Source organism: Photobacterium swingsii, from assembly GCF_024346715.1.
Classification (GTDB): domain Bacteria; phylum Pseudomonadota; class Gammaproteobacteria; order Enterobacterales; family Vibrionaceae; genus Photobacterium; species Photobacterium swingsii.
Map to the genome: position 1 here is coordinate 729,897 of NZ_AP024852.1, position 20,710 is coordinate 750,606.

The window sequence follows — 20,710 nt, forward strand, 5'->3', positions numbered from 1 at the left end:
GAGATAATAACTATCACTCTTTAATTAGATGATATCGATAAAGTAAAAGTTACTTAGTTTGTTTGTTATCTGTAAATTTGATGTGGTTCTGGTTTGGTATTGACTCCAGTATTTCTACTTATTTATATACAGCTGAATCCACTTCTCAGTTGTTTTTATATATATAATTATTTCGAAATCGCGATTTGTATGTCTTATGAAGTGTATCTGTAATGAGTTCTCATCAGTGCAGTTACATCTTTTTGATTTTGGCCGTTAAGAGGGGCTTTATCGGTTTTAGGCGCTAGCTGAAGTGCTGGCGCCTTTTCATTTCGAGTGTTTATGATCAAAAGATAGGCTGTGTTTATTGCTAGAGTTGATGATTTGCTAAGATCATTAGGCTTATAAGGCAATGCCCTTAGTATTTTGAGCATTCAACGCTTTCTGGTTTACAAAACATATCATCGTTAGAGTCAGTGCATTGATCGATAATGCTTGCGATTGCTTGCCCTCGGCTGGTTGAACGTTCTCTGTATTCCTTAGTAAAGACACTCAGTCGGCACTGATACATATGCTGTGCTGAGTTGCTGTTCTGATTTTGGTTATTCAGTTGAGCCTGAAGTTTATATACTTGCTGAGTCAGTTGGCTTACTTGATACTCCAGTGCAGTGATGCGACTATCATGATCGCTGTTTGCATATAGAGCAGGTACAAAGATTAGGAATAATAGCGGTATAAGTTTATTCATGGGAGTGGTTTAATTGTTCGCTGTTTTATTGTGTGTTTGAGCTTAACAAAATTTACCTTAAGACAAAATAACCAGTAAAAGGCATCTAAAGTTGGTGTGGAAAACGCATAGGAGGTGATATCTTGTGATTTTCATATATAAACACTGGAACAACCATGCCTCACCTTCGTTTTCGTGCAATCGATACGCAGCATGTACAAGCGATCTCTATTCAGCTTGTTGATGCGCTACAACCATTGATGAACTGCCCTCGAGAAGATTTTACGATCGAACATATACCTTCAACCTTCGTTTTTGACGGTAAGGTTTCTCAAGCATATCCTTTTGTTGAAGTATTTTGGTTCGATCGTGGCCAAGAGGTTCAAGATGCTGTTGCTGTGCATCTTACAGCGCTTGTTCGTCAAGCGATGGCAAATGAGAACCAAGATGTTGCTGTTATTTTTACAGCGCTAACACCAGGTGCTTATTATGATAATGGCGAGCATTATTAATAGGTGCGCGGTAAGATACGTCGATAAGTGACGCTACTGTTAGATGAAGCATAAGTGAGAACTTATGCTTTTTTATTGGAGGTAAAATGGCGCGTTATATACGAATTTTAGTATCTATTATTCTACTAGCGATAATAAGCGTTGTTAGTTTTACAGAGTGGTCATTTAAAGTGACTGAAACACCTGAAGTGGCTGCTGATATAAAGAGTGTGATGCCACAGTATTCATACAACTGCGTAGACAAGGATCATGTCTTACCGCTTGATCGTAATGGTGAGCTGGACGTTACTGTATGGAATATTTATAAACAGCAGCGTGAAAACTGGCAAAAAGCACTGAAAGAATACAGTGCCGATAGTCAGTTGGTATTATTACAAGAAGCTAATCTTACTCTTGGTTTAGCTGAGTATCTACGCAATGCTTCATGGCAAGTTACCATGGCTAATGCATTTAAGTTCTTAGATACATCGGCAGGCGTTATGAATTTATCGAGTGCGAGTGCAAATAAAACCTGTGCTTACCTGTCAATGGAGCCTTGGTTACGGTTACCTAAATCGGCGCTCTTTGCACGTTATCAGTTATCTAACGGGCAAGCTTTAGCGGTTGTTAATTTGCATGGTGTGAATTTCACCTTGGGTGTTGAAGAATATGAAGACCAGATGGCAAAGCTGGAACGTGTATTAGCGAGCCATACTGGCCCTATGATTTTAGCAGGTGATTTTAATAGCTGGCGTCAAGCAAGGTTAGATATTGTAGAGGCGATGAGGGAAAGGCTAGGGCTACGAGAGATAGAGCTGGGTAATGATCAACGGATCAAAATACTTGGCCAGCCATTAGATCATTTGTATTACCGAGGTTTGATACTTAAAAAAGCGGAGGCACCATTAACTGATGCCTCCGATCATAATCCTATTATTGCGAGCTTTAAGATTACGCCAGCGCGATCATCAGTGGCCACACAACAATAACCAGCAACCAAGGTAGTGCTGCAACTATGATAGCTTTGGCACGATCAAAGTCTGTCCATGCGCCAACAGCCGCATAGGTCAGTGCAATATACCAAGGTGCTAACAATGGCATGGTCGTCATGAAAGGCGACCATGGATTGTTTAGTGGTAACTTAAGTAGGCCGTTAAAGCTGTTTAGATCGGCTGCATTTGGCAATATGTTTGCCGGATTAAACATAATGTTTATATAGCTGGCGAGATCGCCAATAACCGATGGCATCATGATAAAGCATGATGCTGCTAGCCATTTGCCAAAACTGATCGTGTACTGGCTACCTTTAGTCGCAAGGTTTAACCATAGCGCTAAGATAAATAGTACAGCGGTACGCCCAACAAGATCACTGAATACTTCACCGGCAAGCAGTACTTCTTTGGTGAGCCAAGCTTGCTGGACCTCATGATCAACATTGCTTAGCTGTGCTGTCAGTGCTTGCTGTAACCAAGGTAAATCAACATTGTTGAAATAGGCCCCCCACATAATAACGGAGCCAAACATGATCAGAAGATACGCTAGCCATGACCATTTGGGACGTTCATGAACAGCCGCAAAACAGTCGATAGGAGAACGGAAAATATCGACTATTGCTACGAGTGGGTTTTTAGACGGGCTCATACGCTTACCTTAGTCACATCAACATACAGTTTGAGTTGCTGGCCTGGCTTTAGGTATTTTTGGCCACTTAGCTGGTTCCATTTTACAACGTCAGCGACTTTAACTTTATAACGTTTTGCAATCGTACTTAGATTATCGCCTTGGCGGATTTTGTAATAAACCGTGCGGATTATTTCACCATCGTTACTGTCTTTCCAAATGGTTAGTTTCTGACCGATACGCAGAGTTTTCTTTTTACTTAAACCATTCCACTTGGTTAATTGGTCGATGGATACATTCTGTTTGCGGGCAATGGTCCACAAGCTGTCACCAGATTTTACTTTGTAGATGGTACGGTAACCACCGCCATGACTACTTTGACTGCGTACTTGCTGAAGTGCTGTTGATAGTTCGCTACTTTGACCATCTTGAAGTGCAACAGGGATCAGGATGTGCTTACCAACACGAATGTTTGTGTTTGTCATGTTGTTTGCACGTTGGATTTGCTTCACTGAAGTGTGATTACGCTTCGCTAATACGCTGAGTGAGTCACCAGGCTTGACTTTATGGCGAACAACTTTCATGCCTTGATGGTTACTCGCAGCAAATTGTTTATTAAAGCGAGCCACCTTATTAATAGGCAGTAGCAGGTCGTTATTGTTATCAGGCGATGTCGCCCAAGAGTTATACGCTGGATTTAGTTTTTGTAACTCAGCCGTTTTAATACCGGCATAACGCGCTGCCATGCCTAAATCCATTTGAATGCCGGGTTTAACGACGGCCACAGCAGGTTTATTCGCTACCATAGGGATAGACAAACCATACTTCTTCTGGTTTTTAATCACATCAGCAACGGCATAAAGCTTAGGAACATAGCCACTGGTTTCTTTTGGTAAACTCAGTGACCAAAAATCAGTAGGCTTGCCTGCGGCTTTGTTATTGCGAATTGCACGGAATACTCGACCTTCCCCTGTGTTGTAGGCGGCAAGCGCATGCTGCCAGTTGCCATCAAACTTACGGTTAAGGTACTCGAGAAGGTCTAGCGCAGCACGTGTTGACTCTACAACATCGCGGCGACCGTCATACCACCAGTTTTGCTCTAAGCCAAAGCTACGGCCTGTAGGGGGCGTAATTTGCCAAAGACCAGCAGCACGGCCATGCGAGTAGGCAAATTGGTCAAATGAGCTTTCAACGATAGGCAAGAGTGCAAGCTCGAGCGGTAGATCTCGCTCTTCAACCGCTTCAACAATTAAGTACAAGAAAGGTTCTGCGCGTTTCGCGACAGTTTCAAGATGGTTTGGATGTTTTAGGTACCAGTTGCGGTAGCGTCGAACATCTTTATTTTCTGGGATGGCATCGGTATCGATTTGCATACCAATACGAAGCCACAAGTCTTCTTGTTCTTGTGGCGTGATCACTTTGATTTCTGGTTTGACAACAGGAGGAGTGACAACAGTCTTCGCAGGTTTAATCTGCGTTGAAGCCTCTTTGGGCTCTTGATTTGTATTTGCTTGTTCTTCTACTGTATTTGTTAATTGGCAACCAGCCAGAAATAGCGCACTTGCTAAAAAAAATCGGGACTTCATTGTTCCTGCCTAAAGCCAAAATGGTTGGTGATAATACTTGTCCAACCACCTTAGTGACAAGTGACACAGGTCAAAATTCGTCTTTCCAACGACGTAGTGCTGCGAAGGTTTCAAGGTCACTGTCATTAACTGCCTTATCAGCAACGCTTTTTTTGATACTTGGTTGATCACAGCGTAAGAAAGGATTAATTAATTTTTCTTGTCCCATAGTGGATGGGATAGTGCTAATCCCTTGGGCTCGCTTACGGCTGACTTCTTCACGGTAGCGTTGTAGATGTGGATTGGTCTGTTCTGCGACTAGCGCAAAAGATAAATTGCTCGAGGTGTATTCATGCGCACAATAGACTTCAGTTTCGTCAGGCAGCGCAGCAAGCTTTTGTAGTGAATTAAACATTTGTTCAGGTGTGCCTTCAAATAAACGACCGCAACCTGCAGAGAAGAGAGTGTCACCACAGAAAAGCTTTTCATCACCGACATAAGCGACATGACCAAGGGTGTGTCCAGGTAAGCCCAATACCATAAAACGCTCGCCAAAGAGTTCGACCTGATCACCGTCAGATACTGACTGGGATAACCCTGGAATCGGCTCGTTGGCTGGCCCTACGATATTACACTGTGGTGCATAGCGCTTTAGTTCGCTGATCCCACCAATGTGATCATGGTGATGGTGCGTAATTAAGATGGCATCCAAAGTGAGTTGTTGCTCTTCTAATACCTTGATAACAGGGGTGGCATCGCCGGGGTCGACAACCACACAATGATTATCTTGACTGTGAATTAGCCAGATGTAATTGTCATTAAATGCAGGTATGCTTTGAATCGTTAGCATTAAATTTGTCTCCAACCTTTAAGGTATTGAGCAATACATATGAAGCCAGCGCGGACATTAAAACATATTGAAGCGCCATACACTTGGTCACAAGTGAAGCATGGCGAATGGATGGCGGAGCAGCTACAGGCACATCTTGATGAGTGGTGTCCAAAGCTGTTTGGCTATCATATGCTGAAACTTGGAGGGCTCAGTTGTGAACTCGCTAGTGGGCATTGTAACATCCAACATCAGGTATGTATTGATCAGTATAATCCGTTACATAACGTCATCGCAGATACGCTGCACTTGCCTTTTGTAAAAAAATCGTTTGATACCTGTTTACTCGCGCACCAGCTTGATTATTGTAATGATCCTCACCGTTTGTTGCGTGAAGTTGATCGCGTTATGGTTGATGATGGCTATTTGATCTTAACGGGGTCAAACCCTGTGAGCTGGCTCGGTGTGAAAGGTCTACTGCCTTGGAATAGGAAGAAGTATCCGTGGAATGGGCAAATGTTCATGCCTATGCGGGTAAAAGATTGGCTGGGCGTTCTGAATTATGAAGTGGTTTACAGCGATAAGTTTGCCATACTTCCAGCTACTCGCCATCTTGCATGTTCAGCGTGGGCGGAAAGTGCACTGTCGGAGCACTTTCCATCGCTAGGTGGGCTGTACTTTATTGTTGCAAGAAAACGGACTTACCCACTGAAACCGATCAAACCGACGTGGAAATTGCGGCGTCAATTAGCCCCATTACGTGTTAACTAAGCGGCTTGGTAACCTTCATCTGGTTGTGTTGGCGATTCAGCTGCCGCACGTGCTAAATCATCACAACGCTCATTCTCTGGGTGACCTGCGTGCCCCTTAACCCAGTGCCAACTCACGGTATGGCGTTGGGTTTCAGCATCGAGTTGCTGCCATAAATCGGCATTTTTGACGGGCTTCTTATCTGCGGTTTGCCATCCACGTTTTTTCCAATTATGAATCCACTGCGTAATGCCTTGGCGGACATATTGGCTATCGGTAGTTAAATCGACCATGCACGGTTCTTTTAAGCTGGCTAATCCTACGATGGCTGCGAGTAGCTCCATACGATTGTTTGTTGTCATGAAATAGCCTGCGGAAAGTTCTTTTTCGTGTTGTTTATAGCGTAAAACTGTCCCGTATCCACCTGGACCTGGGTTACCTAAACACGATCCGTCTGTGAAAATGTCTACCTGCTTGGCCATATTTGATAGTATGCGTCTTAGAGAAAACTTGAGTCTGACACAATCGCCATTATGAAAAAAGCTACTGATCACCGAATTATAGTCTTCGATACCGAAACCACAGGTATGAATATGACGGGCCCACACTATGAGGGCCACCGTATTGTTGAAATTGGTGCTGTTGAAATCGTCAACCGCAAGTTCACGGGTAACACCTTCCACGTTTACATCAAACCGGATCGTGCCATTGATGAAGAAGCGGTCGGTGTTCATGGTATTACCGATGAATTCTTATTGGATAAACCGACTTATGGTGAGATCCACCAAGAGTTTATGGATTTTATTCAAGGGGCCGAGCTTGTCGCGCATAATGCGCCCTTCGATATCGGCTTTATGGATTATGAGTTTAGTAAGCTCGATCCATCAATAGGGAAAACCGAAGATTTTTGTAAGGTTACAGATACCTTGGATATGGCTAAAAAGCTATTCCCGGGCAAACGAAATAACCTTGATATTTTATGTTCTCGTTACGGTATAGATAACTCACACCGTACGCTCCACGGCGCTTTACTCGATGCCGAGATCCTTGCTGACGTCTACTTAATGATGACGGGTGGTCAAACCTCCCTCGCATTAAGTGCAGATGATAGTAATGAGGATGGTGTCGAAAAAGTCATCAAACGTTTGGCTTCTGGTCGCAAAACATTAAAGGTTATCCGTGCATCTGCCGATGAATTAAAAGCGCATGAAGAGCGTTTAGATGTGATCAAAGGTGACCCGATGTGGCGCCAGTAGGAGATATATGCCACGGTTATTGATATTGCTGCTATTTCTACCGTTACTTTCTTGGGGGCAAGAAAGTACGCAGATGTCATGGCTCGATAACCGTTTCCGTGTTGATCCGACTGTTGATCAGGTTTCTTTTATGGTGAAGCGCGACAAAGAGAGTAATTCTGTCGTGCTGGTTCGCCCTGATGGCACTAAGTATTATGCGTGGCGCCACCCTGACAACGTATCCTGGTACGAAGAGCAGGGGATCGATATTATTTCTATCGAAAATCCAATGCCCGGGCCATGGCAAGCTGTTGGGCGTGTAACACCTAAAAATAAAATTGATGTCCTATCGAACCTTCGCTTAGATATTGATGACTTACCATCTCGCCTTTATCAATCAGAAACGTTGAAATTTACTGCGCGCTTACTACAAAATGATCAGTTGCTCACGTCTCGTGATTTCCTTGATCGAGTAAAGCTGCAAGTTGAATTTTTAGAATACGTCGAAAACCCTGATGAACTCCCTGAAAAATCCCGTCCAAGTCCGATTATCTTGGGTGAATTTGCGGATGACGGTATTGGGTTTGACGAATATCCTGGTGATGGCGTGTTCACTATTGCACTACCAGTCGATATTCAACCAGGAAAATACCGAGCTCGGGTATCATCGCGAAATGGCATATTTTTACGAACATTTGAACAGCAAGTTTTGATTTATCCGCCCCCTTTGACGGCTGATTTTATTCAAGGGCGTGATCAAGTGGAGCCTCACCAGTTTGTGGTGACGCCTGAGATGGGAGCAATTGTGCCTGGCTCCTTAGCGGCTCATATTGAGCAGGTCGATCCCGAAGGCAAGTCAACAATTACCCAAGGCCATGCGACAGGTGAGCAAGAAGGGTTGAAATTCACCATTCCTAATATTGGTGAACCCGGTCAGTACGCTTGGTCTGGTTGGTTGTACGCGACAGATTTACTGAATAATCGTGAACTGATTTTTGGTCTGCCGACAAAACATTTTGCGATTCAGGCTGAGCTACAGCTGGATAGAAACTTAGAAGACTTCCGTCATCAACAGCAACTCAAGGCACAGGCGGAAGAAGATGCTCGCTTAGCTGCAGAACGAGCACAAGCTCGCTCAAAGGCGATGAAGGTCATTATTGGTGGCAATATTGTTTTGATTGTCTTAGTGGTCGCTGGTGGCTTTATTTGGCGTAAGTGGAAAACGAAAAAAGTAATAGCACAAGCCTTGGATGAAGTGGAAAGCGAAGGCGATAGCGCGGAAGAAGAGGCAAAATCCGCTTAGTGAAAGCCTGTGGTTGAGTCATTAGTGCGATACTGAATTCTTAATAGAAAGTACGTAATACAGGTCTGACTTATTGCTTTAAGTCGCCAAGTACAAGAAGGGAAGCCGCAGCTTCCCTTTTTTGATCCAGTTTCTATCTCTGTTTAGAGAGATGACGAGTTATTATGCGGCATTGCCCATAGGTTTATCGGCTTGCAATGGTGCTGCTGCGAGTTCTTGCGGGTCAAAATCGTCGACGTTAATAGTACGGAGTCGCCCGATTTCAGCGTTACGTAATAGCTCGGCTTCTTGCTCATTGATTGCATTGAGGCTTAAGCCTGTATCCGCTAATTTATCTAGCTGCATAAATGGGTATTTTTTTCCTGCAGCTTGGCAGACGCGATCGTAGATAGGCTCAGCAGCCAAGATGTCTTTCAAGGTTTTCTCCATCATACCCACTGCATTGTTTTCGACAGCTTCGAAGAATTGACCACGACCTAAGCGGCTACGACTTTCACACGGTGTTTGTAAAATACGAGCGACTTTATGGTCTAATTTATCGGTTGGCTTTTGACGTCCAAGCCCCGTAGGGAAAAGGACAATACGCAATAAGCCTGCGACAGGGCGATTCGGAAAGTTACGTAAAAACTGGTCTAAGGCTTGTTCTGTTTGGTGTAATGCATCTTGCATTCCCCAGTGAACTAACGGTAGGTCATCTTTTTTCTCACCTTCCTCACTAAAGCGTTTCAGTGTGGCAGACGCTAGGTAGAGTTGACTCAGTACATCGCCTAATCGTGCAGATAGACGCTCTTTACGTTTCAGTGAACCGCCTAAGACAACCATAGAAATATCGGCAAGTAGCGCAAGATTGGCACTATAGCGGTTGAGCTGTTGATAATAGCGGGTTGTTTGATCTTTGCGTGGTGCGCTTGAACCGCGACCATCCGTTAAACCAAACCAGAAAGAACGCACAACATTACTGATCACGAAGCCAACATGGCCAAACAGTGAGTTATCAAACTCGTTGAGAGCCTGTTCTTCATTATCATTATAGGCCGCATTCATTTCCGCCAGCACATAAGGATGGCAGCGAATAGCACCTTGTCCAAAGATGATCATGGATCGAGTGAGAATGTTTGCGCCTTCTACCGTAACGGCAATTGGTGCCCCCTGGTAACCCCGCGCGAGGAAGTTACTTGGTCCCATACAAATGCCTTTACCACCCGCGATATCCATTGCATCGATCACGCTCTGTTGGCTGCGATGGGTACAGTGGTATTTGACGATAGCGGAAATCACCGAGGGTTTTTCACCAAGATCGATCCCAGCAACCGTTAGGCTACTCGCGGCATCCATAACATAAGTATTACCAGCAATACGTGCTAATGGTTCTTCAATACCTTCCATTTTACCAATAGGTAATTTGAATTGGCGACGGATACGAGCATACGCCCCTGTAGCGAGTGCAGCCGTTTTTAAACCGCCAGTGGCGTTTGACGGTAAGGTGATACCACGCCCGACCGATAAACATTCCACTAACATACGCCAGCCTTGACCGGCCATCTCTTGCCCACCAATAATAAAGCTAATAGGCACAAAGACTTTTTCACCTTGAGTTGGTCCATTTTGGAACGGCACATTGAGCGGGAAGTGGCGGCGACCGATTTTTACCCCGTGAATATCGGTTGGAATAAGCGCACAGGTGATACCTAGCTCTTCTTCATCACCGAGGTGGTGATCAGGATCGAAGAGTTTGAAAGCGAGACCAAGCACAGTCGCGACAGGAGCCAGTGTGATGTAACGCTTGTTCCACGTTAGCTCCATCCCTAGTACTTCTTCACCTTGCCACATGCCTTTCTTGACGATACCAAAATCAGGGATAGATCCTGCATCAGATCCCGCTTCAGGACTGGTCAGTGCGAAACAAGGAATTTCTTTGCCTTCTGCAAGGCGAGGTAAGTAGTGATTTTTCTGTTCTTCCGTACCGTAGTGTTGCAGCAACTCACCTGGGCCTAAAGAGTTAGGCACACCGACGGTTGACGATAGTACCCCCGAGACACCGGTCAGTTTTTGCAGGACAAGAGATTGCGCATAAGCAGAGAAATCTAAACCACCGTATTCTTTCTTGATGATCATGGCGAAGAATTTGTGATCTTTTAAATATTGCCAAATTTCAGGGGGTAAATCTGCGAGTTCATGGGTGATCTGGTAGTCGTTGGTCATGCGACACACTTCATTGACAGGGCCGTCAAGAAAAGCTTTTTCCTCTGCACTTAAGCGTGGCGCGGGAATATCATGCATTTTGTTCCAGTCAGGTGCACCGCGGAACAAGTCAGCTTCCCACCACACAGTGCCGGCATCAATGGCTTCCTTTTCAGTGCGTGACATTTCCGGCATCACTTTTTTAAACATGCCTAAAGCGGGTTTACTGAGTAGCTGTTTGCGCACCGATGGAATATTTAAAGGGATAGCCAAGACTAAGAAAGCTAGCCAGCTAAACTGCCCCGTGACATTGAGCGCAGTGCCAATAGCGAGACCCGCTGCAATAGCGAGCGTAAAAGTACGTAGGTTCGCGCGATGGTAGGCGAGTAACCCGATTAAACCGATCAGACCGAGCAGGTACACAAAAGTGACCATGGTGATTCTCCTTAATCTTGGTGCGACTAATTTTTTAATTATGTGTGTCGTTGTAGGTACGTTTTATGCTAGGTAAGAGGTCTTACCACTTGTGATAATTGTAAGTGCTTTTTTAATGAAATGTAAAATACTTTTCTGCTCTGAAAGTGAACAGTTACATAACCAGACGCCGTGAAGCCCTTGCTATGACTGGGGTTGACTAAGATCAGTAAGATGCATTTTTGACCTTGCTAAAAAAGTAAATAGGTCTAACATACGCATATCTTGTGATGTTGCTCACGTTCCTGAGCCGTTTGTTATTAAGCCACCCATCATACTTCCTTGCTTAAGTGTGATGAATTGTCGGTTAACTGCTCATCCTCAGTGACAATATCCATCTATATTTGTTGCCTTACCCGAACTCCGACTGACACATGCCCGCCGGAATCCCTCTCTCGGGTTGACAGCTATTTCTGTTGAATCTTTGCTTAATAGCAGGAGCTCGTTGTGTTGTTATTTCATGCTTTGCGACAAGCGTGGGAGGAAGGCTTTTCTTTCTCCAAAATTCGTGCTGATTTAATTGCGGGTATTACCGTAGGTGTTGTAGCTATTCCATTGGGTATGGCTCTAGCGATTGCTGTGGGCGTTCCGCCGCAGCATGGTCTATATACGGTTATTGTCGCTGGTTTACTGGCTGCTTTATTTGGTGGTTCTCGTTTTAATATTACGGGTCCCACAGCGGCGTTTGTCGTTATTTTATTACCGATCACTCAGCAGTACGGCTTATCTGGCTTGATGCTGGCGACGTTAATGTCAGGCATGATTTTGGTTGTGATGGGGGTATTACGCCTTGGTCAGTTAGTGGCGTATGTACCTTACCCTGTGACCACGGGATTCACAGCGGGTATTGGCCTTGTGATTGCGTTTTTGCAGCTGAAAGACTTGTTGGGTTTACAGGTTGCCACTAATCCTGTTCATTTTCCTGAAAAGGTGATGGCGTATGCACATGCGCTGCCTACGGTTAATGGTGCGGATGCTGCGGTAGGTATAGCGACTATTGCGATCTTCATTGGTTGGGCTAAGTTGAAAACCCGTATTCCACCGCATGTTGTAGCTTTGCTAACCGGTACTGTTATCGCTTTATTTGTGAATAACATGACAGGATCGCATGTCGGCTTATTGGGTGAAAAATTCCAATATCAAATTGGTGACCTAATTGGTCAAGGTATCCCACAAGTCTTACCTCAGTTTATTTTGCCTTGGGGTGATGATGGCATGAACTGGGCCTTGGTCATGGATTTGTTACCAGCGGCTTTCACTATTGCGATGTTAGGCTGTATTGAGTCTTTACTTTGTGCTGTCGTAGCCGATGGTATGACAGGTAAAAAGCATAACCCGAATGCCGAGCTAGTGGGGCAAGGTTTAGCAAACATGGTAGTACCATTCTTTGGTGGTATTCCAGCCACTGCTGCTATTGCACGTACCGCAACCAATATTCGTGCTGGTGGTTTCTCACCATTGTCAGCGATAGTGCATGCGTTATTTGTGCTAGCGGCCATGATAGTGTTGGCGCCGGCTTTGTCTTACGTACCGATGAGTGCTTTGGCGGGCTTGCTGATTATGGTTGCTTGGAATATGTCTGAAGCGCCGCATTTTGTTCATACACTCAAAGTTGCCCCACGCCGTGACGTTGCGGTTTTGTTGACCTGCTTCAGCTTAACTGTAGTGTTCGATATGGTGGTTGCCGTCGTCGTGGGCTTATTGCTTGCGGGTGTACTGTTCATTCAACGCATTGCGAGTTTGACAACGGTTTCAGTCAGCCAATCTCATCAACACCTAGAATTAGGTGACGATGTGGTGGTTTATGATATTAATGGCCCGTTATTTTTTGCCGCCAGTGAAAAAGCCTTCGCTGTGATCGATAACACGCTCAGCAATACACGCGCTGTGGTACTGGATTTTACCGATGTAACAACCATAGATATTACGGCGATACATGCTTTGGAAAATGCGGTAGACCGTATCCGTGATTATCCCGTGTACCTTTACGGTGTCGCCCCACATGTGGCAGTAAAACTGACCAATGCCGGTGTGTTGATGGGTGAAAATATTGCGCTAGTGGCGGATGTTGCAGCATTACGTCAGCAATTAGCGCAAAACGCTGACAATGTCTCGGTTCAGGAGTCGACACCTGCGACTGTTTCTTTGTACACTGCTGGTACTGGCGCGTAATTGTAAGGGGCGATAAATCGCCCTTTTTTCAGCGCGCATTAACGAATAATAAGAGAATAGCCTATGTACCAAGATCTTATTCGTGCAGAGCTAACCGAAGCTGCTGACGTATTAAACCGCTTTCTAAGTGATGACAAAAACATGGCCGATATTGAAGCGGCTGCTAAATTACTGGCTGAGTCTTTCAAGCAGGGCGGTAAAGTATTGTCATGTGGTAATGGTGGCTCTCACTGTGATGCTATGCACTTCGCAGAAGAATTGACGGGTCGATACCGTGAAAACCGCCCTGGTTACCCTGGTATCGCGATTTCCGATCCAAGTCATCTGTCGTGTGTAAGTAACGATTTTGGCTATGACCACGTATTTTCACGTTACCTAGAAGCTGTTGGCTCAACGGGTGATGTGTTGTTTGGTTTATCAACATCAGGCAACTCAGGTAACATCTTAAAAGCGATTGAAGCGGCACATGCGAAAGGCATGAAAGTGATTGCATTAACAGGTAAGGATGGCGGTAAAATGGCTGGCCTTGCGGATGTTGAAATTCGCGTTCCACACTTTGGCTTTGCTGACCGTATTCAAGAAGTACACATTAAGATCATTCACATCTTGATCATGCTTGTTGAAAAGGAAATGGCCGCTGAATAGCCCTTTTACTTGAGGTTAGTTGGCTGAGCAAGTACAACTAACCTTATGTAAAATACAATTAAGCTTAGCTTTTAAGAAAGGGCATAAAGGAATATGTGTGAATTGCTTGGCATGAGCGCCAATGTGCCAACCGATATTTGCTTCAGCTTTACTGGCTTGATGCAACGAGGGGGAAATACCGGCCCACATCGTGATGGCTGGGGGATTACCTTTTACGAAGGGAAAGGCTTTCGTACCTTTAAAGATCCTAACCCAAGCTGTAAATCGCGTATCGCTGAGTTAGTGCAGGAATACCCGATAAAGAGCTGTGCTGTGGTCAGCCATATTCGTCAGGCGAACCGTGGTGGTGTCTGTTTAGAGAATACTCATCCATTTACCCGTGAGCTGTGGGGACGATATTGGACTTTTGCTCACAATGGTCAATTGACAGGTTACCAATCGCTCGCGACAGGGCGTTTTCAGCCTGTGGGCGATACAGATAGTGAAATGGCTTTTTGTTGGTTACTGAATCAACTTGAGGCGAAATTCCCTAAGCGCCCAACGGATTCTGATGAACTGTATAGTTTCATGGCACAGTGCTGTGATGAACTGCGTCAGCTTGGCGTGTATAACATGCTACTGAGTGATGGTGACGATGTGGTGACATATTGCACTAATAATTTGCATTGGATCACCCGCCGAGCACCGTTTGGTCAAGCATCATTGATTGATGAAGATGTGACTATCGACTTCAATCAAGAAACAACACCGAATGATGTCGTGACTGTTGTTGCGACCCAGCCGCTGACCAATGATGAAAATTGGCACAAAATGGCGGCAGGCGAGATGAATGTTTTCCACTTCGGTGAGCAAATCTTTCACCAAGTGTCATCGCAATAAAGCCATTAAGCAAAGGCTTAAGGTCGAGTTCGCTTTTCACGATTTATAAAAAAACGCAGTCAATTTGCATTGGCTGCGTTTTTTATTATTTATGGTTTCAGCAAATTTAATCGTCGGTGGCGTAACCATGCGACGCTAAAATATTACCATCTAACACGGCTTGTCCATTAATCATGGCAAGCCGGCCATTGATTAACCAGTTTGCGACCAGCGGATAGATACGGTGCTCTTGCTCTTGGACACGAGAGAAAATGTTTTCTACCTTATCATCAGCAAAAATAGGCACTTTAGCTTGTAAAATTACCGGGCCACCGTCGAGCTCTTCAGTCACGAAGTGCACACTGGTACCGTGTTCAGCATCACCGGCATCTAATGCACGCTGATGTGTGTGAAGCCCTGGGTATTTAGGCAGTAGCGAGGGATGAATGTTAATCATCTTACCTTGATAGTGGCGAACAAAATCGCCACTTAGGATCCGCATAAAGCCAGCAAGTATAATGAGGTCAGGCTGATAGGCATCGATTTTATCAATCATCGCCTTATCAAAGGTTTCTCTATCGCTAAAGTCAGCGGCAGAGAGGTGTAAAGCATCGACCTTTGCTTGTCGAGCTCGCTCTAAACCATAGGCATCTGCTTTGTTAGATAGTACAGCGGCGACTTTTGCATTTGCAATCGCGCCATTGTCACAAGCATCTAAGATTGCTTGAAGGTTCGAGCCATTTCCTGAGATCAGAACAACGATATTTTTCATTGCCGTACTGCCTTACTTGATTTCAACTTGCTCTTCGCCAGCGCCTACATTGGCAATTTCACCTAGCAACCAAGCATTCTCGCCTTCTGCTTTTAGAATTTCGATTGCTTGTGCTGCTTGCTCTTGAGGGAGTGCGATAACTAAGCCAACGCCACAGTTGAAAGTACGGTACATTTCGTAAGTTTCAACGTTACCAGCCTGTTGTAGCCAGTTGAAGATTGATGGCCACTGCCAGCTTGAACCGTCAACAACGGCTTTTGTTCCTTCAGGTAATACGCGCGGGATATTTTCCCAGAAGCCACCACCTGTAATGTGAGAAATCGCGTGAACATCGCAGCTTTCCATCATTTTCAGGGTCGACTTAACGTAAATCTTAGTCGGTGTTAGCAGGTGTTCTGCTAATGACTTGCCTTCAAGTTCTTCGTTTAGGTCCGCATTTGAAACTTCGATGATTTTACGGATTAACGAGTAACCGTTTGAGTGTGGGCCACTTGAGCCAACTGCGATTAGCGCATCGCCAGCTTTTACTTTTGTACCATCGATAACTTCTGATTTTTCAGCAACACCGACACAGAAACCCGCAACGTCGTAATCTTCACCGTGGTACATGCCTGGCATTTCTGCCGTTTCACCACCGATCAAAGAACAACCTGATTGCACACAGCCTTCACCGATACCCGCAACAACAGCCGCTGCTGTATCGATATCGAGTTTGCCTGTCGCATAGTAATCAAGGAAGAATAGCGGCTCTGCGCCTTGAACGATAAGGTCGTTCACACACATAGCAACAAGGTCGATACCAATGGTATCGTGTTGTTTCAGATCCATCGCCAAACGTAGTTTTGTTCCTACGCCATCGGTGCCTGATACCAATACTGGCTCTTTATACTTGGTTGGTAGTGAGCATAAAGCACCAAAACCACCAATGCCGCCCATGACTTCAGGACGACGAGTGCGCTTAACCACACCTTTAATACGATCAACCAATGCATTACCCGCATCGATATCAACACCAGCATCTTTGTAACTAAGAGAAGAATTATTGCCGCTCACAAGAGTTTCCTCACGGTATGTACACCAAACACATTAAATAATCGTACTGATTAGGCGATTATTTAATGCTGCTGAAGTAGAAACCGTGGGTATGATAACAGCAGTCGTGGCGGAAAGGGAAACGTTTGCGTCAATATTTTTTGTTTGGCCATTTTCCGTAATAGTACTCGCTTTTTCGACCATTTAGGCTGGTGGTAAACAACGCGATGCGAATAACTGGGTGGATAAATGGCGGGGTCGATTGCTTGGATTGAATGATGGGTTATGGTTTAAGCCGGATTTATCGAGAGAAAAAACAGATTCAGACAAACGTTTGCTTAAAGAAGCAACAAACACGCAAAAAAAGCGTATTTAAGTGAATGAGTCGCTAAAATTTATAAGGGTATCGTGTACAATAGCTCGATTTTATATTTTTTTGCTGTTAGGAGTCACAGATGAAAGTCGTTGAGGTTAAACACCCGCTAGTAAAACATAAGATTGGCCTTATGCGTGAAGGTGATATCAGCACTAAGCGTTTCCGTGAATTAGCGACGGAAGTTGGTAGCTTGCTGACTTATGAAGCAACGGCAGACTTCGAAACGGAAAAAGTGACGATTGATGGTTGGAATGGTCCAGCAGAAATCGATCAACTGAAAGGTAAAAAAGTAACAGTAGTGCCAATTCTTCGTGCTGGTCTAGGCATGATGGATGGCGTACTTGAGCACATGCCAAGCGCACGTATCAGTGTTGTTGGTATCTACCGTGACGAAGAAACACTAGAGCCAGTACCTTACTTCAACAAACTAGCATCTAACATTGATGAGCGTATCGCACTGGTTGTTGACCCTATGCTGGCAACTGGCGGTTCTATGATTGCAACACTGGATCTTCTTAAAGAGAAAGGCTGTAAATCATTCAAAGTACTAGTACTTGTTGCTGCGCCTGAAGGTATTGCTGCACTAGAAAAAGCGCACCCTGATGTTGAACTTTACACCGCTGCAATCGATGAGAAGCTAAACGATAAAGGTTACATCGTTCCAGGTCTTGGTGATGCAGGTGATAAAATCTTCGGTACTAAATAAGCCGAATTGATTTATAAATAATGAAAAGCCGAACTTAGGTTCGGCTTTTTTGATCTTGTCATTTAAGCGATTAGTTTGGCTTAGATAAAAAACGGCAACCATCTTGGTTGCCGTTTTTATGCTTGTTAATAGCAGTTATTTTTCAATGCTATCAATTTGTGCATTATCAACAACGTGTGATTCACCGAGATCGTTGGGTAACACAAGGTTAAGCAAGATAGCGACAATACCGCACAAACTTACACCTTGAAGGCTGAATTCGCCGATACCAAAAGCCATACCGCCAATACCAAATACTAAGGTGACGGCCACAATCACTAGGTTACGTGCTTTATGAAGATCAACTTGGTTTTTAATCAGTGTGTTTAAGCCGACGGTAGCAATTGAACCAAACAGTAGAATCATGATGCCGCCCATTACAGGAACGGGGATAGTTTGTAGTACTGCGCCAAGTTTACCCACAAACGCCAGTACCAGTGCCGTTACGGCTGCCCATGTCATGATGATAGGGTTAAAGGCTTTGGTTAGCATTACTGCGCCCGTAACTTCTGAGTATGTAGTATTTGGTGGCGCGCCAAACATAGATGCTGCAATGGTTGCGATTCCGTCGCCTGCCATTGTGCGGTGTAGGCCCGGCTTTTTCAGGTAGTCTTTACCAGTAACGTTTGAAATGGCCAGCATATCCCCGACGTGCTCTACCGCAGGTGCAATCGCAACAGGGATCATAAATAGCACGGCATTGATATTGAACTCAGGGAAAGTGAAGTTAGGCATCGCTAACCAACTTGCCTGTGTAACAGGTGTGAAGTCGACAACACCAAACCCTAGGCTCACACAATAACCAGCCACGACACCCGCCATGATAGGTACTAGCTTAAAGAAGCCTTTTGCGAAAACACTGAATGCAATCGTGGTTAATAGAGAAGCTGCTGAAATCCAAATGGCAGCGTCACCGTTTACCAGTTGAATACCGCCGTCTCCACTTTTACCCACCGCCATGTTGACTGCAGCAGGTGCTAGGCCTAAACCTATCACCATGATCACAGGGCCAACGACAACAGGAGGTAGCAATTTATGGATGATACCTACACCGCGTACCTTAATCACCGCGCCCATCAAGACGTATACGATACCCGCCATCATAAGGCCACCCATGGTGCTAGCCACACCCCAAGTTTGGATGCCGTACATAATAGGAGCAATAAAAGCGAAAGATGAAGCGAGGAAGATAGGAACAGAGCGTTTGGTGATCACTTGGAAAAGAAGGGTACCTATACCCGCACCAAATAGGGCGACATTGGGGTCGAGGCCAGTCAGTAACGGAACCAGCACTAATGCACCGAATGCGACAAATAACATTTGTGCGCCTTGGAGTACCTGCATCATTTTTTCACCCACCTTGTCTAAATTTGGTTTTCTAAAAATAAAATCGCGCAATCCTATCACAGCAGCAAACGATTACCTATGCTTTGAAATAGAGTTTTTTCTATCACTGATGTGGATTAATCCCTTTTGTACGAGGTATCACTAATTCCTGTAAGCGATGCAATATTTCACTTTGGTTTTGTGGTGATAGCGTACTTTTTTCCTATAGAAGCCTGTTATTAAGACGTAAAGGTATAAAAACATGAAGATTGACTAAAATCTGTCACGATATCGGGGCTAAGAGGTTGCTGCTGATAGGCAAATCACCTTATGATCGGAACATATCTAGATGATGAATGAGTTTTCTATGCTGCGTTTTGCTTTTTTTATGTTGGCGTTATTGGCGTTGCCTTTGAATGCTGCCACAGTGAATAACTTGTATCAGGCTCAGGTTGTACTTCCTGACACTGATAAGCAATCGGAACAAACCGCTCGTCAGCAAGGCTTAGAGCAGGTGCTGGTGAAGGTGTCTGGTCAAAGTAAAGTCGTCGACAATGAGGTCATTCGTAAGGCACTAACGAATTCTAGCCAATACATCAGCCAATTCGGTGTTGGCTCACTGAATGGTCAGCAGACTTTAGACATGACGTTCGATCGCGTGCAAGTTCATAATTTATTAACTCAAGCTAACGCAACGTTATGGAGCGATCAGCGCCCAGCTGTGTTGGTGTGGTTAGTGAAAGAAAATAACCGTGAACGTGAAATTGTGTGGGATCAATCGAGCAACCCGCTGCAAACAGAAATGAATGCTGCGGCGAATCAACGTGGTGTGCCTATCTTAATGCCTATTGGTGATTTTGAAGATATTACCGCAGTGAGCGTGCCTGATTTATGGGGTGGTTTCGTAGAACCTGTTGCCAATGCAAGTTTGCGTTATAACCCTGAAGCCATTTTGATTGTTCGTGCTCGTGAAGATGGTAGTAATGTTTCATTATCTTGGCAGCTTTTTGAGCAGTCGGCCGATCGTTTAGTTGCATCACAAGTGGTGCCAAAGGAAGGCCAGGTAAGCGGAGAGTTAGTCGCTGCTACTCGTGATATGGTTAATCAAATTGCGGATCAACTCGCGGCAAAATACGCAGTGCAGCTTGGCGGAGAAAGCCGAGGTTTATTTAGCATTAGTGTTGCTAACATTCAGACAACAGAAGACTTTTTCACGCTTGAACGTATGCTAACAAGCTTGAGCTCTGTTGCGTCGGTGGATGTACAGCGTCTACATGCTGATCAGGTGTTATTTGGTGTGAACTTACTGACAACAGAAGAGGCCTTCAAACGCGAACTTTTGTTAGATCGTCGTATTAGTCAGGTTTCTGAGGGGAGTTACACAGGTCAGGCTTTGGCTGGTAATGATATGGATGCAAGTGGAAGCAGCGACAATCTAGATGTGACGCGTTCAAATGAAGATGTCACTACCAATACTGTGATTGTGGGTGATGGTACAAATTCGCCAGCAGCGGTCATACCTGCGCAAAGCGATATCGCTCTGCCAACACGCTCTGAGGTGGTGCCATCAAGCGTATCGGCAGACAATCAGTTTTATTGGCAGCCATAATCATTAGTGCTGCACGTGTAT

Annotated in this window: 19 protein-coding genes; 10 read left to right on the plus strand and 9 right to left on the minus strand. The window is 44.8% G+C overall.

The annotated features are described in order from the left end of the window. Nucleotides 1-397: 397 nt before the first annotated feature. A complete protein-coding gene (locus OCU77_RS03570; RefSeq protein ID WP_048900699.1) occupies nt 398-727 on the minus strand; it encodes a hypothetical protein in 330 nt (109 codons plus the stop codon). Nucleotides 728-882: 155 nt separating this feature from the next. On the opposite strand from OCU77_RS03570, the gene OCU77_RS03575 reads away from it, so the two are divergent. Beyond that, nucleotides 883-1,218: a DUF1904 domain-containing protein gene (locus tag OCU77_RS03575; protein ID WP_048900700.1), complete on the plus strand. Its 336-nt coding sequence runs from the start codon at nt 883-885 to the stop codon at nt 1,216-1,218. A gap of 86 nt (nt 1,219-1,304) precedes the next feature. After that, nucleotides 1,305-2,186 (plus strand): endonuclease/exonuclease/phosphatase family protein, encoded by an 882-nt coding sequence (locus OCU77_RS03580; RefSeq protein ID WP_048900701.1) that lies wholly within the window; start codon nt 1,305-1,307, stop codon nt 2,184-2,186. Here the strand turns inward: OCU77_RS03580 and OCU77_RS03585 are convergent. The 3 genes from OCU77_RS03585 to gloB form a co-directional block, all read right to left on the minus strand. Then, nucleotides 2,149-2,838 carry a YIP1 family protein gene (locus OCU77_RS03585; protein WP_048900702.1) on the minus strand — a complete coding sequence of 230 codons (690 nt, stop codon included), beginning with the start codon at nt 2,836-2,838 and terminating at the stop codon, nt 2,149-2,151. The genes OCU77_RS03580 and OCU77_RS03585 overlap by 38 nt on opposite strands. Further along, entirely contained in the window at nt 2,835-4,403 is a 1,569-nt protein-coding gene (locus tag OCU77_RS03590; RefSeq protein ID WP_048900703.1) for a lytic transglycosylase, read from the minus strand. The genes OCU77_RS03585 and OCU77_RS03590 overlap by 4 nt, the downstream gene beginning before the upstream one ends. Nucleotides 4,404-4,473: 70 nt before the next feature. Then, on the minus strand, nt 4,474-5,232 hold the full coding sequence (gloB, locus tag OCU77_RS03595; protein ID WP_048900704.1) for a hydroxyacylglutathione hydrolase: 759 nt from the start codon (nt 5,230-5,232) through the stop codon (nt 4,474-4,476). Between the two features lie 39 nt (nt 5,233-5,271). On the opposite strand from gloB, the gene OCU77_RS03600 reads away from it, so the two are divergent. Beyond that, a complete protein-coding gene (locus tag OCU77_RS03600) occupies nt 5,272-5,982 on the plus strand; it encodes a methyltransferase domain-containing protein (RefSeq protein ID WP_107302309.1) in 711 nt (236 codons plus the stop codon). Here OCU77_RS03600 and rnhA read toward each other — a convergent pair. Continuing rightward, nucleotides 5,979-6,443 carry a ribonuclease HI gene (gene rnhA, locus OCU77_RS03605; RefSeq protein WP_048900705.1) on the minus strand — a complete coding sequence of 155 codons (465 nt, stop codon included), beginning with the start codon at nt 6,441-6,443 and terminating at the stop codon, nt 5,979-5,981. The genes OCU77_RS03600 and rnhA overlap by 4 nt on opposite strands. 51 nt (nt 6,444-6,494) lie before the next feature. Between rnhA and dnaQ the strand changes: the two genes are divergently transcribed. Further along, complete coding sequence (gene dnaQ, locus OCU77_RS03610) at nt 6,495-7,217, plus strand: DNA polymerase III subunit epsilon (RefSeq protein WP_048900706.1); 723 nt, start codon at nt 6,495-6,497, stop codon at nt 7,215-7,217. 7 nt (nt 7,218-7,224) lie between these two features. Then, a complete protein-coding gene (locus OCU77_RS03615; protein WP_107302310.1) occupies nt 7,225-8,499 on the plus strand; it encodes a TIGR03503 family protein in 1,275 nt (424 codons plus the stop codon). A 162-nt stretch (nt 8,500-8,661) separates the two neighbouring features. Here OCU77_RS03615 and fadE read toward each other — a convergent pair whose 3' ends face one another. Next, nucleotides 8,662-11,115 (minus strand): acyl-CoA dehydrogenase FadE, encoded by a 2,454-nt coding sequence (gene fadE, locus OCU77_RS03620; RefSeq protein WP_107302311.1) that lies wholly within the window; start codon nt 11,113-11,115, stop codon nt 8,662-8,664. A gap of 486 nt (nt 11,116-11,601) precedes the next feature. Between fadE and dauA the strand changes: the two genes are divergently transcribed. The 3 genes from dauA (at nt 11,602) to OCU77_RS03635 (ending at nt 14,850) form a co-directional block, all read left to right on the plus strand. Next, nucleotides 11,602-13,326, plus strand: coding sequence for a C4-dicarboxylic acid transporter DauA (gene dauA / locus OCU77_RS03625; protein ID WP_048900707.1), 1,725 nt, complete (start codon nt 11,602-11,604; stop codon nt 13,324-13,326). Nucleotides 13,327-13,389: 63 nt separating this feature from the next. After that, entirely contained in the window at nt 13,390-13,971 is a 582-nt protein-coding gene (gene lpcA, locus OCU77_RS03630; RefSeq protein ID WP_048900708.1) for a D-sedoheptulose 7-phosphate isomerase, read from the plus strand. Nucleotides 13,972-14,064: 93 nt separating this feature from the next. Beyond that, nucleotides 14,065-14,850, plus strand: a complete 786-nt coding sequence (locus OCU77_RS03635; RefSeq protein ID WP_048900709.1) for a class II glutamine amidotransferase — start codon at nt 14,065-14,067, stop codon at nt 14,848-14,850. A 106-nt stretch (nt 14,851-14,956) separates the two neighbouring features. Here the strand turns inward: OCU77_RS03635 and purN are convergent, their stop codons facing one another. Beyond that, entirely contained in the window at nt 14,957-15,601 is a 645-nt protein-coding gene (gene purN / locus OCU77_RS03640; RefSeq protein WP_048900710.1) for a phosphoribosylglycinamide formyltransferase, read from the minus strand. Nucleotides 15,602-15,613: 12 nt separating this feature from the next. Then, a complete protein-coding gene (purM, locus tag OCU77_RS03645; protein ID WP_048900711.1) occupies nt 15,614-16,654 on the minus strand; it encodes a phosphoribosylformylglycinamidine cyclo-ligase in 1,041 nt (346 codons plus the stop codon). Between the two features lie 434 nt (nt 16,655-17,088). Here purM and upp point away from each other — a divergent pair, with 434 nt between their 5' ends. Next, nucleotides 17,089-17,715 carry a uracil phosphoribosyltransferase gene (upp, locus tag OCU77_RS03650; RefSeq protein ID WP_048900712.1) on the plus strand — a complete coding sequence of 209 codons (627 nt, stop codon included), beginning with the start codon at nt 17,089-17,091 and terminating at the stop codon, nt 17,713-17,715. Nucleotides 17,716-17,850: 135 nt separating this feature from the next. On the opposite strand, the gene OCU77_RS03655 is transcribed toward upp, so the two are convergent. Then, complete coding sequence (locus OCU77_RS03655) at nt 17,851-19,101, minus strand: uracil-xanthine permease family protein (protein ID WP_107302312.1); 1,251 nt, start codon at nt 19,099-19,101, stop codon at nt 17,851-17,853. Between the two features lie 328 nt (nt 19,102-19,429). On the opposite strand from OCU77_RS03655, the gene OCU77_RS03660 reads away from it, so the two are divergent. Beyond that, nucleotides 19,430-20,689, plus strand: coding sequence for a DUF2066 domain-containing protein (locus OCU77_RS03660; protein WP_239686079.1), 1,260 nt, complete (start codon nt 19,430-19,432; stop codon nt 20,687-20,689). Nucleotides 20,690-20,710: the final 21 nt, after the last annotated feature.